We start from the raw sequence: 13,145 nt of genomic DNA on the forward strand, positions 1-13,145 counted from the left end.
AGGCTCAATAGCGCTCAGGGCTCCTGCGCCGTGCGCCACTGAATCACCTCCAACACCGCACAGCCTTCCCGGGTCAGCAAATGCACCCCTCGGGTCACTCGCACCAGATCGCAGTCGGAAATGTCTTTCAGGTTAAGCGTGGACAGGCTGTCCATCAGGTCGCGCACCACGGTGAAACGATGGGCTGCGCAAGCCGCCAGATCGCTCAAGGGCGCGTCGGTATCGAGGTAGAAAACGGGAGCGTCGGCGTCGTGGGTATCGACGGGGGTAAAGCGGGAAGTTTGATGGTCAATCATCGGTGCAGCTCCTATGAATAGAGCAACCACCTTTCGCGGCCAAGCGAGTAAGGGTGGCAGCTGTACGCGGGTTGGCCGACCGGGCATAGGACACCGGCACACCCGAAGGTGTCCCACGCACAGCCGCCATGACACAAAATCGCAGGCACAAAAAAAGCGCCTGCAATGGTGTTTTGGACGCTGAAGCGTTCCTATGCTCGACCGGCCAAGGTCGTTCGCGGATTTTGCCGCGAGCGCGAACTATAGGGGCGCTGCCTGAGCGGTGCAACTGCGCATTGGTGGAGATATTTGAGTGGTTGTGTCGGAGCGTTAGCAGCGACGGCGGTGGGGGTAGTTGCACTGACTTCAGCAACCGTTTACGTGGGGGTTAGCCACCCAAAACTTGGGGATCTTCTGCGCAAAGTGGCAGAAACAGAGCTTTGAGACTCATGTGGAATGCTACTGGCGTGTTGATAGAAAGCCCCGTCTCCGGCAAGAGTCCCAGTTGCGGCTACCGCCAGTCGAGGTACACACCTCCGAATGATGTGTATGAGTATGTAAGTCAGAAACTGAACCGACCGGTTGAGTCCACAGCCAAAAGCGGATGTTCGCCCATCGGACAGGAACCAGAGGAGGTTCAGCACTCCATAAAGGACCTAATTGTTAAATTTTATAATATGGGCATAAATTTTTTCGCATAATTCTTTAACTGCATCAGGTAATGTCCACTCTTCTGCGCTCATTACTTCAATGGCTTCTCGACAAAATTTTACTTTTTCATTTATGGTTCCGCTTTCATCTGCAAAAACCCGTCGGGTGGATTTTCCCTTTCCTTTTAAGCCAAGGCATTTATCTAAATGATATCCGATGCCATAAGCGGATGATGATATATCTCGGTCCAATATTTTTGTTAGATCAGTAATTTTTAGTTCGTTGGTTGTCTTGGCTTTTTTTCGCTGGAATATTTTTCTGGCTGTTTCTTCTAGGATTTTTGGTGGTAGTAAGTTCTCAATTTCCTTGCTTGGTAGTAGGTGGAATCTTTCTTTTAGTTCGTCTTCCAATATATTGGATCTATCTCCCTTGCCTAAAATATCTCCATCTGCGATCAGGAAAGCTGCTGAACAAAGTTTTGATGCATTTAACCTGTCCGTAACATCTCCATCGTCAAAGCCCCAATGGCCAAGTGTGCCACCTTGATACTCAACGAAGGCGTAATGAAAGTTTTCTAGTAGTCCCTCGAGCTTTACTTTGAAAATCAAGTCGCTTAAATTTTCTAGGTACTTCTTCATGAATGCTTTTAGGTAAAGCCGATCAGTTATACCTTCAACCCAAATAGTAGAATTAGCCAAATAAACTGAAGAGGCCAGCACGCCAAGCTCCGCTAATAATTCTCTATCCCTTGTACACTCTTGGATCTGAAAGCTGGGGTGTTCTTCGTGATTGCTCTTGGATACCTTGTGAATCACGACATCCTTAATAGTTTCAGCAAGGTCGAGCAAATGATTTGAATGGGTCGTGGCCAAATATTGGTGGCCTGTATGATTAAGCAGAAATAGCGCCAATTTTCTGAGAAGGCCGGGATGTAGGCATGACTCTGGCTCCTCAATAAAGAAGATAGAAGGACTTTGCTCTAGATATGCAGCAGAGGTAATAATGATTACTTGCTGTAGGCCATCGCCTAAATCATATATAGAAAATTGATCATCAGCTCCAATTTTTACTGCAACTGTATCTTTACTATATTGTGGGATTAAAGTTATTTCTCTGCCGCCAAAAAACTCATTGCCTAGTATTCGCTCATACTCTCTGATTCGTTCACGTTCATCAGGTTGTCCTAATAGGAAACGTGCTAATAAGTTATAAAGGTCAAAGCCTGTCACAATTTTTAATGAATCTTTCGGTGAGGTTGAGAAGTAGTCCTTGAATGTGCGATCGAGATAAAGGTCAGAGCTGTCTCCTAATGGTCTCATTCCTCGAAGTATAGGGATGTAATGCCTTTTTGAATCACTGGCTTCATAGGCAAGCTTTTTAATTAGACTGATTTCATCGTCAGGAAAATATGTTCTAACTATTCGTTGAATTTCATAAAAATAGTTAAGATTCGCACCACCACTAAAAGTTATGTGAGGGTTGGCGGCGTCGCCCAATAATTTCGAAAAGCTGTCAATGATTTTTTTTATTTCTTCGGTGCTTTCACAATTTTCATTATATATCTCCATGAATTTATTGCAATCGAACCCCAGAATAGTCTCTCGCTTTTCAATGATTCTGAGAATGCTAGAGATATTTTTGAAAGTGTCTTGAAGTTCGATCCCAAGTCCGATGCGTAGGCTCTTAATGGGAGTTGAGAATAATGTCCGAAGAAGCCTACTTTTTCCACTGTTGTTTGGGCCAATAAGAAGATTTAGCTTTCGAAGTCTAAGGTGTTTCTCATCGGCTATATCTGTATTGTATCCCTTGATGTCATTCGACCAGATCTTACTTATAGGCATTCTGGATACTCATAGGAGAAATAAATAGTTTCGCTAGATTGCAGTTTCATCATGAGTAGATGGGGTGGTAAATGTTTTATCGTAGTGTTCAATGACCATTGGACGCCTGAAGCTGTCCCTTGTCGAGTATCCGCTTCTGGCCCTTTGCTGCCGATTATGAAAATTGCCGCATATGGATCACTTTGTGGTTTTACTCCCGTGGCGACTTCATACATTAGAAGCGCTCTGAAAAGTTCATCCTTGATTTGGCACAACCCAAGGACATCTATCACCAAGTACAGAGGAGTTCGCGCCACAACCTCTAGGCTCACAAAATCCGCAACATCCACAACACTCCCAAATAAACCACCCCTATCCCCACCGGCAGCACACAAAGCACCCGAACCTGCGAAAAAAACGAAGGCACAGCCTCCACCGGAGTCGACTCCTCCAATTGCTGCAACGTCATGACCGCGACACCTTCCTCCGCTGGGGCATTGAGCCGGGCCTGGATCAGGGGTTCGACTTCCTCGACTTTGCGCATCAGGGTCCGGCCCCAGGTGAACAGGGCCGCGCCGATGAAGATCAGCAGGTAGATCACCAGGAATTTCCAATGGGGCGGGTTGCTCAGGCGGATGAAGTCGGGGGTTGGGCTGTTGTCCCAGAACCAGTCCAGGGGGCGGGTGTTTTCGTAGACGGTGAACATGAAGTTCTTGATCGGGCGGTTGATGGTCGCCGCGGCGGTGGTGTAGCTGTCCAGGCGCCAGTGGAGCATTTTCAGGGTGGAAAACACGGTGGAGATCAAGGCGCCGGTAAACAGCAGTGCGCCTGCGGCGATGGCCAGCCGGTATTTCAGTTGGGCCTGGGTGTAATTCATCTGTGCGTCCTGCGATGAAGAAAAGGGCCGCAATACTAATAGTTCGTTGCCCCTGGCCGATAGGGACGGCGCTGGCTTATGGGCTGCCTTTGGGCCTCGAGGGTTTCAGCCGGCAGGGCTGCGACGAACACCACCGGCGCCTCGGCCTGAACCACGCGCAAAGCCTGCCACCAATGAGTTTCCTGCCTATGCAATAAGCGCCGTACCAGCACGAGCTGAAGCTGAACAGCGCCCCCGCCAAATCGAGACGCCCGTCCCAAACGCTGTCAATATTTAAAATTGTAATCGTTTGTATTTACTTACAAAAGATAATCGTTATCATTCGCGCGATCTTCAGATAATTCCTACAAAAAAGGTATCCATGGTGGTCTCATCGCGCATTTACCCGGCCTCTCTGTCGTTGCTGGGCATTCTGGTCGTCCCTGATCTACAGGCAGAAACGGAGTCTGCTCTAACCCTTCCGGCCACCGCTGTGAACAGTGAGTACAGCGAGCAGAGCTACATGCCGACCGAGAGCAGGAGTGCGTTGAAGATCGATGCGCCGCTGCGTGATATCCCGCAAACCGTCAACGTGATCCCCCAGAGCGTGATCAAGGATCAGGGCGCGCAGTCGATGGAGGACGTGCTGAAGAATGTCCCCGGGGTCGGCCTGTCCAACGGCGACGGCCAGCGCGATCAGGTCACCATCCGCGGCTTCAGCGCCATTGGCGATATGTACGTCGATGGCATTCGCGACGACGCCCTGTATTTCCGCGACCTGTCCAATGTCGAGCGGGTGGAAGTGATCAAGGGGCCCGCGGCGGTGCTTTATGGTCGCGGCTCATCCGGTGGCCTGATCAACAGCATCAGCAAGAAGCCCAACTTCGCCCCCAAGCAGGAAGTGGGGGGCAGCTTCGACAGCGAGGGTAAGAAGCGCACGCAGTTCGACGCCGGCTGGGCCGACCAGCAGCACAACGACAAGGCTTTTCGTGTCACCGGGGCGCTGGAGAACAGCGACACCTTCCGCGATGACGGCTATATCGACCGCAAGGCCATCGCGCCGTCGGCCTACTTCAAGCTCTCAGACGATCTGGAGCTGAACCTGGGCGCTACCTATCTGTACGACAAGCGCCTGATCGACTTCGGCATTCCGGCGCGCGGCAACCGCCCGGTCGATGTGGACCGCGACAAGCGCTTCGGTTCCGCCGACCCGGATGACGACTACACCCGCAGCGAGGTGTTCTCGTTCACGGCCGGTATCGACTACCGCATCAACGACGATTTCAGCCTGAGCAACACCAGCCGCTACTACCACTACGATCTGGATCGCAACAACACGCTGGCCGACTCCAGCCCGACCCGCTTTGTCACCGCGCCCAATGGCGAACTGCTGGTGAAGCTCAACCGCGGCAATGTGCAGCGCAAGGAAGACGGCTGGTTCAACCAGACCGAGCTCAAGCAACAGGCCGTGCTCGCCGGGATGAACCACAGCCTGCTCTATGGGGTGGAGCTGGGGCGCCAGGTGAAGGATCAGTCGGTGTTCAGCCAATCCAACGTGGCGCAGGTGCCGGTGTATCGCGATGCCCTGGTCGATGTGCCGTTCCAGGCCAACCGGCAGACCGCCAAGGGCAGCAACACCCAGGACACCGCCGGGTTCTACGTGCAGGACCTGATCGAACTGACGCCACACTGGAAAGCCCTGGTGGGCGTGCGCTATGACGTGTTCGACCAGGAGTATTCCGACGATCTGACCCACAGCAGCCTGTCCCGGACGGACACCACCTGGAGCCCGCGCGTCGGCCTGGTTTATCAGCCTGACTCGATCCAGTCCTATTACATCTCGGTTAGCCGTTCCTACCAGCCGTCCGCGGAAATGTTCGCCCTGAGTACCAGCAACCAGGACCTGGAGCCGGAAGAAACCACCAACTTCGAGATCGGCGGCAAGTGGGACCTGTTCGACAGTCGCCTGGCCTTGACCGCGGCGCTGTTCCGCCTGGAACGCACCAATATGAAAACCACCGATCCGGCGAACCCGAGCAAGCTGGTGCTGGCGGGTGAGCAGCGTACCGATGGTCTGGAACTGACCGCCAGCGGGCAGTTGAGCGACAAATGGCAGGTCTATGCCGGCTACGCCTATCTGAATGCCGAGATCACCAAGTCCAACAGCCGCACCAACGGGGTCGCCAACGAAGGCCAGACCCCGACCCTGACCCCGCGCCACAGCGCCAATCTGTGGCTGGTGCGTTCCTTGACCCAGGAGTGGCGTGTCGGCATGGGGGCGAACTATGTCGATGACCGTTACACCGCCCTGGACAATCAGGTGGTCATGCCGGCCTACACCACGGTGGACGCGGCCTTGCTGTACAACCTGCCGAAATGGGACATGGCCCTGCGCCTGCGTAACGTCTTCGACAAGGACTATTACGCCTCGGCGCATGGCTCGGTGGACCTGATCACGCCGGGCGCGCCACGGACCCTGGAGCTGAGCGCCAACTACCGGTTTTGAAGGCCTACCCTGAGACCAAAGCCCGGCAGTGCGAGACTGCCGGGCTTTTTTGTCTGCGCTCGCCTTGCCAGATGTGTCTCCTATACTCATTCGCGCCGACAGGTTCAGCCGTACCCGAACGCCGCCGCAACAGCCGTCAGTTCCCTGACAACTACCCCTCCCAGTCACTGCAAGGAGACCAAACATGGCAATCCGCATTGGCGACGAAGCACCCGATTTCACTGCCGACACGACCGAAGGTCCGCTGCACTTCCACGAGTGGATCGGCGATAAGTGGGCAATCCTGTTCTCGCACCCCAAGGACTTCACCCCGGTGTGCACCACCGAGCTCGGTTATATGGCCAGGCTCAAGCCGGAGTTCGACAAACGCAATACCCGGATTGTCGGGCTCAGCATCGACCCGGTCAGCGACCATAAGGCCTGGGTCGGCGACATCCAGGAGACCCAGGGGCATGCGGTCAACTACCCGATGATCGGTGACGAAAACCTGGTGGTGGCCAAGCTCTACGACATGATCCACCCCAATGCCAGTGGCGGCGCGCGCACCGCCGTGGACAACGCCACCGTGCGTTCGGTGTTCATCATCGGCCCGGACAAGAAGGTCAAGGCCATGTTGGTCTACCCGATGAGCGCCGGGCGCAATTTCGATGAAGTGCTGCGCCTGCTCGATGCCCTGCAACTGAATGCCAAGCACACCGTCGCCACCCCGGTGAACTGGCGCCCGGGCGAGGATGTGATCATTCCTACCTCGGTATCCGACGAGGACGCCCGGAAGAAATACCCGCAAGGCTTCAAGACGTTGAAGCCCTATCTGCGCACCGTGGAGCAACCGAAGTAACGACCACCGACTAAGGCTTGCTCGCGGAGCAGGCCTGCGGGAACGACGCTGCGCCGGACAGGGTTCACCCAGCAGGCCGCCGCGGCGTCGCAGTCACTTCCATGGGGTCGCTTTTAGCCAGGATGGGCAGCCACTGCCCATCCCCGCCTCGAACAGTCCGTGTTACCTATCGATATCCCTGAGCGGGGTGGTGCGCCGCAAACCCTCGTGCTCTGACAAGCGCTATCCTTGAGCCTTCCTTCCGTTGCCAGAGCCCACCCATGCTCGATGTACACGCCGTCCGCAAAAGCTACGCCACGCCCCAGGGCCCGTTGATGGTGTTGCAGGGGGTCGACCTGCACCTGGAGCAGGGCGGCAGCCTGGCGCTGATGGGCGAGTCGGGCAGTGGCAAGAGCACCTTGCTGCATCTGATCGCCGGCCTGGACAAGGTCGATGGCGGCAGCATCCGCATCGGCGGGCAGCAGCTGGAGCGGATGAACGAGAACCAGCTGGCCAACTGGCGGCGCACCGAAGTCGGGCTGGTGTTCCAGCAGTTCAACCTGATCGGCAGCCTGCGGGTGGAGGACAACCTGGGGTTCCAGGCGCGGCTGGCCGGGCGTTTCGATGGGCGTTGGCAGGCGCAGTTGGTGGAGCGCTTGGGCCTGGGGGATCTGCTGCGGCGCTACCCGGAGCAACTGTCCGGCGGCCAGCAACAGCGGGTGGCCCTGGGTCGCGCCCTGGCCGGCAAACCGCGGCTGCTGTTGGCCGACGAACCTACCGGCAGCCTCGACGAAGCCACCAGCGACGATGTGCTGCAGCTGTTGCTGGAGCTGCTGGCCGAGACCCCCACTAGCCTGTTGATGGTCACCCACAGCCAACGCGTCGCCAGTCGCCTGGGGCGGATCGCGCTGCTGCATGGCGGGCGGCTGGCCGGCGCGGGCGAGCGCTGAGGTGCGGGTGTTCTGGCACAGCCTGCGGGCGCTGCTCAGCCATTGGCGGCGGCACCCGGTGCAGTTCTTCAGTGTGCTGACCGGGCTGTGGCTGGCCACCAGCCTGTTGACCGGGGTGCAGGCGCTCAACAGTCAGGCGCGGGACAGTTACGCCAAGGCCAGCCAGTTGATCGGCGGCGCGCCCCAGGCCAGCCTGGCCACGGCCAACGGCGCGCCGTTTTCCCAGGACCTGTTCGTCGGCCTGCGCCGGGCCGGCTGGCCGGTGTCGCCGGTGGTGCAAGGCCGGCTGACGCTCAAGAGCCATGCACAGCAGCGCCTGCAATTGCTCGGGATCGAGCCGCTGTCGTTGCCGGCCGGTGCGGCGGTCGCCGGCCAGGTGCTGGACTCCGCGCGCATGGTCGAATTCGTCAGCCCACCGGGCAGCACCTGGATCGCCCCGCAAACCCTGGAAGCCCTCGGCTACCGCGAAGGCGATCGGCCGGTGACCGCGAGCGGCCAGTCACTGCCGCCGCTGCACAGCCAGGCGGACATGGCGCCGGGGCTGCTGCTGGTGGATATCGGTTTTGCCCAGCCGCTGCTGGGCTTGCCGCAGCAGATCTCACGGCTGCTGTTGCCGGCGGATTTCGCCGCCAGCGCGCCGGCCTTGCCCGATGAATTCAAGAGCCTGCTGGTGCTCAAGCGCGGTAGTGAGGAAAACGATCTGGCGCGCCTGACCGAGAGCTTTCACCTGAACCTCGATGCCCTGGGTTTCCTGTCGTTCCTGGTCGGCCTGTTTATCGTCCACGCGGCCATCGGTCTGGCCCTGGAGCAGCGGCGCGGCCTGCTGCGGACCCTGCGCGCCTGCGGGGTCAGCGCGCGGATGCTGATTGTCTGCCTGTGTGTCGAACTCGGTGGCCTGGCCTTGCTCGGTGGCCTGGCCGGGGTGCTTAGCGGCTACCTGCTGGCCAGCGTGCTGCTGCCGGATGTCGCCGCCAGCCTGCGCGGCCTGTATGGCGCCGAGGTGGCGGGGCAGTTGAGCCTGAGCCCCGGGTGGTGGTTGGGCGGCATCGGTCTGAGCCTGCTCGGCGCCTTGCTGGCGGGCGCCAACAGTTTGCTGCGGGCGGCGCGTTTGCCATTGCTGGCGCTGGCCGATCCCCAGGCCTGGCATCAGGCGCATGCACGCTGGCTGCGGCGTCAGGCCTGGGTCGCCACGGCCCTGATCGTACTGGCGGGCGCGGCCTGGGCCTGGGGCGACAGCCTGGGCAGCGGTTTCGTGCTGATGGCCGGCTTGCTGCTGGGCGCGGCCCTGGGCCTGCCGGTGTTGCTCAACGGGTTGCTCAGCGCGCTGCTCGGGCGCAGCCGCTCGGTGCTCGGGCAGTGGTTTCTCGCCGATTGCCGGCAGCAGTTGCCGGCCCTGAGCCTGGCGTTGATGGCGCTGCTGCTGGCGCTCGCCGCCAATATCGGCGCCGGCAGCATGACCGCCGGTTTTCGCCAGACCTTCGCCGACTGGCTCGACCAGCGCCTGAGCGCCGAGCTGTACATCAACCCGCAGACCCCGGCGCAGGCGCGGGAGCTGCAAGGCTGGCTGCCCGAGCAGCCTGCCGTTGCCGCGGTGCTGCCGGTCTGGCAGGTGGCGCTGCAACTGCAAGGTTGGCCGGCGGACCTGTACGGGGTGATCGAGCATGCCAGCTACCGCCAGCACTGGCCCTTGCTCGAAGCCCTGGGCGAGCAGCCCTGGACCCAGCTGGCCAGCGCCGACACCTTGATGCTCAGCGAGCAGACGGCGCGCCGGCTCAAGGTGCGGCTGGGCGATCGGCTGGATATCCCTGTGCCCGGGGGGCATTGGGCGCCGCAAGTGGTGGCGATCTATGCCGACTACGGCAACCCCAGGGGCCATCTGCTGGTGAATGCCGAGCACCTGCTGGCGCATTGGCCGCAGCTGACGCCCAACCGCTTTAATCTGCGCATCGAGCCAGCCGCCGTGGCGCCGCTGGTCAGTGCCTTGCAGCAGCGCTTCGGTCTCGACGACAGCCGCATGGTCGAGCAGGCGCAGCTCAAGGGCTGGTCGAGCCAGGTATTCGAACGCACCTTCGCCGCCACCGCCGCGCTCAACAGCCTGACCCTGGGGGTGGCCGGCGTGGCGCTGTTTATCAGCCTGCTGACCCAGAGCCAGAGCCGCCTGGGCCAGCTTGCGCCGCTGTGGGCGCTGGGGGTGAGCCGGCGCCAGCTGATGCTGCTCAACCTCGGGCAGACCTGGCTGCTGGCGCTGCTGACCTTGCTCCTGGCGCTGCCCCTGGGCATTGCCCTGGCCTGGTGCCTGGACACGGTGATCAATGTCCAGGCCTTCGGCTGGCGCCTGCCGTTGCGGGTGTTTCCGTTGCAACTGGTGCAGCTGCTGGCCCTGGCGGTATTGGCCACCTTGCTTGCCTCGGCCTGGCCGTTGCTGCGGTTGTATCGCAGCCAACCGGCGGATCTGCTCAGGACTTTCGCCCATGAAGATTGAACGGCTGCCTGGCCTGTTGCTGGTGTTGGCCCTGTGCGGTTGCGATAAAGGCGACGAGCCGGCGCAAGGTTTCGCCGGCCTGGGCGAGGACGCCGCGGCGTTCACCCAGGTGGTGCCGGGGCGGGTGTTCAGCTTCCCGGCGGACCATGGCGTGCATGACGGTTTTCGCATCGAATGGTGGTACCTCACCGCCGACCTCAGGGCCAGCGACGGCCAGCGCTTCGGCGTGCAGTGGACGCTGTTTCGCAGCGCCTTGCGCGCCGAACCCGACCAGCCCGGCTGGCAGGCGCCGAATGTCTGGCTGGGCCACGCCGCGGCGACTTCGGCCACTGCCCATCACGCCGCCGAACGTTACGCCCGCGGCGGGGTGGGGCAGGCCGGGGTGACCGCGCAGCCGTTCAAGGCCTGGATCGACGACTGGAGTTTCAGCAGCCAGTCCGCCGACGCCGACCCGCTGGCGCACATGCAACTGCAAGCCAGCGGCGCGGGTTTCGCCTACCGCTTGCAACTGCGCAGCGACCGGTCCCTGGTACTCCAGGGCGAGGCGGGCTACAGCCGCAAGTCCGAGCAGGGCCAGGCGTCCTATTACTACAGCCAGCCGTTTTTCCAGGCCGAGGGCAGCCTGCAGATCGACGGCCAGACCTATCAGGTCAGCGGCCCGGCCTGGCTCGACCGCGAATGGAGCAGCCAGCCCCTGGCGGCCGGGCAGAGCGGGTGGGACTGGTTCTCCCTGCACCTGGACAGCGGCGAACGGCTGATGCTGTTCCGCGTGCGGGAAAACCACAAACCGCCCTACATCACCGGCACCTGGATCGAGCCCGACGGCCGCACCCAGACCCTGCACAAGGACGATATCCAGCTCACCCCGCTGGCGGACTCCAAGGTGGCGGGGCGCACATTGCCCACCCGCTGGCGTTTGCGCATTCCCGGTCGCGGCCTGGATATCAATGCCGAGGCGCTCAACCCCAAGGCCTGGATGAACCTGCGCATTCCTTATTGGGAAGGGCCGGTGCAATTGAGCGGCAGCCATGCCGGCAGCGGTTATCTGGAAATGACCGGTTACTGAGACTGGCTGCGTGCAACAAATCGATTGAAGTTACCAACGTCGTTCCGGACCGCGTCTATGCTCAAGCGGCACCGCGCGCCTGAACGGCGCGGGTCTTGTCTTCAATTACAGGGATGAACTTCTATGAAGCCGCTTCACTCTCTGGCCAAAGCCGTTGCCTTGGCCACTCTGTTGTCTGCTGCCAGCCTGCATGCCTACGCCGCCGACATTCCGTTGGCCGGTACCGTGGAGGCCGATGAACTGGTGACCAAAGTGCTCTCCGTGGATGCCGCCAAGCATCGCGTGGTGCTGGAAGGCGCGCAGGGCCAACCGGTGCATGTGCAACTCAGCGATCAGGCCAAGGACCTGGGGCATTTGAAGGTGGGCGACCAGGTCAATGTGCGGGTCACTCACGCGGTGGTGGCGGTGCTGGACACCAATGTGGAAAAAGGCCTGCCGGATTCCGCTGAGCGCACCGGGGTGATTCGCGCCACCAAGGACAACCCCAACCCGGGCGGCGAAGCCTATCGCCAGGTGCAGGTGCAACTGAAGATCACCGACATCGACCTGAAGAACAACCAGCTGACGTTCCAGGGGCCGGCGGGTAACAAGAAGGTCCTGGCCGTGGAAAAACCGGAAGTCCAGGCCCGGCTGAAAGACCTCAAGGTCGGCCAGAGCGTGGTGGTGACCTATACCGACGTGTTGCAAGTTACGACCCAGCACGAAGGTTGATTGAGACCGGGCGCTGGTCGTTGTGGCGGCCGGCGCGCGGATCTCGGGAGGTCCGTGCGGGGAGTTGAACGAAGGTGAGCGAAATAAAAAAAATTCCGCCAGCTTTGTGTTCAGAATTCTTCAGAATATGTGCACGGACTTTCTTTTCCTGTTCGATTAAAATAGTTCTCGTTCGCCCGGTGCAAGGGCTCTTTACCGGTGCATGGATTGCCAGGCCAGAGCACTGGGCGAACACCCTCTTCGGGGTTTCTGCCCCACCATTTCCGCCATTGCGTTCATGCGACTCGCGCAGGTTCGACGCCTGTTGCCAGCGGTTGCCAAGCACTCTCGGCTCTCTCCAGCAAGACTCTTTACCGACACAGCCTGTTGTTTCATTGCCTGCCGCCCGGGTCGGCTTCAGCCTCGGGACACGGTGGTGCACAGCTGCAGGCCCAGCGCGCGCATGACCTTGACCACGGTATCGAAGCGCGGCTTGGCGCCCGGGGCAAAAGCCTTGTAGAGGCTGGCCCGTCCCTGGCCGGTGGCCTTGGCAATCTGCGTCATGCCCCGCGCCCTGGCGACATGGCCCAGGGCGCGGATCAGTTCATCGGTATCGCCATCGGCCAGGACCTGGGACAGGTATTCGCTGATCGCCTGGTCGCTGTCGAGCAGGGTGGCGATGTCGAAGGCAAGCAGTGTGTCGGACATGTCAGAACTCCTTGGCCAGGGAACGGGCCTGGCAGATATCGGCAGGCTGGGTGGACTTGTCGCCGCCCAGCAGCAGGACGATCAGCGTATTGCCGCGAAGCGTGAAATAGATGCGGTAGCCGGCGCCCATATTCACGCGCATTTCCGAGAGACCGCCGCCGAGGTTTTTCACATCGCCCAGGTTGCCCGCCGAAGCCCGCTCGATACGCCGAGCGATGGCTATCCTGGCGCGCAGGTCCCGTAGCGTGGTGTGTTCCGGGGCTTGCTAAAGGTTAGGAATTAAGTAGCTTTATAAAGTAATGATTAAAAAAAAGATCTAAAAAT

At 59.7% G+C, this 13,145-nt stretch carries 10 protein-coding genes and 1 pseudogene; 6 read left to right on the forward strand and 5 right to left on the reverse strand.

The window, feature by feature from the left end; translation table 11 throughout:
• Positions 1–14: 14 nt before the first annotated feature.
• The 3 genes from CXQ81_RS12920 to CXQ81_RS12930 form a co-directional block, all read right to left on the reverse strand.
• On the reverse strand, positions 15–296 hold the full coding sequence (locus CXQ81_RS12920; protein ID WP_101337383.1) for a hypothetical protein: 282 nt from the start codon (positions 294–296) through the stop codon (positions 15–17).
• A 635-nt stretch (positions 297–931) separates the two neighbouring features.
• Positions 932–2,767 (reverse strand): AAA family ATPase, encoded by a 1,836-nt coding sequence (locus tag CXQ81_RS12925; RefSeq protein WP_101337384.1) that lies wholly within the window; start codon positions 2,765–2,767, stop codon positions 932–934.
• A gap of 307 nt (positions 2,768–3,074) precedes the next feature.
• Positions 3,075–3,623 (reverse strand): YniB family protein, encoded by a 549-nt coding sequence (locus CXQ81_RS12930; RefSeq protein WP_101337385.1) that lies wholly within the window; start codon positions 3,621–3,623, stop codon positions 3,075–3,077.
• Between the two features lie 361 nt (positions 3,624–3,984).
• Between CXQ81_RS12930 and CXQ81_RS12935 the strand changes: the two genes are divergently transcribed.
• The 6 genes from CXQ81_RS12935 to CXQ81_RS12960 all read left to right on the forward strand — a co-directional run bounded on the left by CXQ81_RS12935 (position 3,985) and on the right by CXQ81_RS12960 (position 12,134).
• Positions 3,985–6,108, forward strand: a complete 2,124-nt coding sequence (locus CXQ81_RS12935; protein WP_101337386.1) for a TonB-dependent siderophore receptor — start codon at positions 3,985–3,987, stop codon at positions 6,106–6,108.
• Positions 6,109–6,292: 184 nt separating this feature from the next.
• Entirely contained in the window at positions 6,293–6,946 is a 654-nt protein-coding gene (locus CXQ81_RS12940; protein WP_007923518.1) for a peroxiredoxin, read from the forward strand.
• 260 nt (positions 6,947–7,206) lie between these two features.
• Complete coding sequence (locus CXQ81_RS12945; RefSeq protein ID WP_101337387.1) at positions 7,207–7,875, forward strand: ABC transporter ATP-binding protein; 669 nt, start codon at positions 7,207–7,209, stop codon at positions 7,873–7,875.
• A complete protein-coding gene (locus tag CXQ81_RS12950) occupies positions 7,841–10,357 on the forward strand; it encodes an FtsX-like permease family protein (protein WP_256593470.1) in 2,517 nt (838 codons plus the stop codon). The genes CXQ81_RS12945 and CXQ81_RS12950 overlap by 35 nt, the downstream gene beginning before the upstream one ends.
• Positions 10,347–11,423 carry a lipocalin-like domain-containing protein gene (locus CXQ81_RS12955; protein ID WP_101337388.1) on the forward strand — a complete coding sequence of 359 codons (1,077 nt, stop codon included), beginning with the start codon at positions 10,347–10,349 and terminating at the stop codon, positions 11,421–11,423. Before CXQ81_RS12950 ends, CXQ81_RS12955 begins: the two co-directional genes overlap by 11 nt.
• A gap of 123 nt (positions 11,424–11,546) precedes the next feature.
• Positions 11,547–12,134 (forward strand): hypothetical protein, encoded by a 588-nt coding sequence (locus CXQ81_RS12960; RefSeq protein ID WP_007923530.1) that lies wholly within the window; start codon positions 11,547–11,549, stop codon positions 12,132–12,134.
• A 396-nt stretch (positions 12,135–12,530) separates the two neighbouring features.
• On the opposite strand, the gene CXQ81_RS12965 is transcribed toward CXQ81_RS12960, so the two are convergent.
• Both CXQ81_RS12965 and CXQ81_RS12970 read right to left on the reverse strand, forming a co-directional pair.
• Entirely contained in the window at positions 12,531–12,821 is a 291-nt protein-coding gene (locus tag CXQ81_RS12965) for an addiction module antidote protein (protein ID WP_007923531.1), read from the reverse strand.
• A gap of 1 nt (position 12,822) precedes the next feature.
• A pseudogene (locus tag CXQ81_RS12970) lies at positions 12,823–13,074 on the reverse strand (type II toxin-antitoxin system RelE/ParE family toxin); the annotation flags it as partial.
• Between the last annotated feature and the right edge of the window lie 71 nt (positions 13,075–13,145).

The sequence above is a fragment of the Pseudomonas sp. 09C 129 genome, from assembly GCF_002843625.1.
Taxonomy (GTDB): Bacteria; Pseudomonadota; Gammaproteobacteria; order Pseudomonadales; family Pseudomonadaceae; genus Aquipseudomonas; species Aquipseudomonas chlororaphis.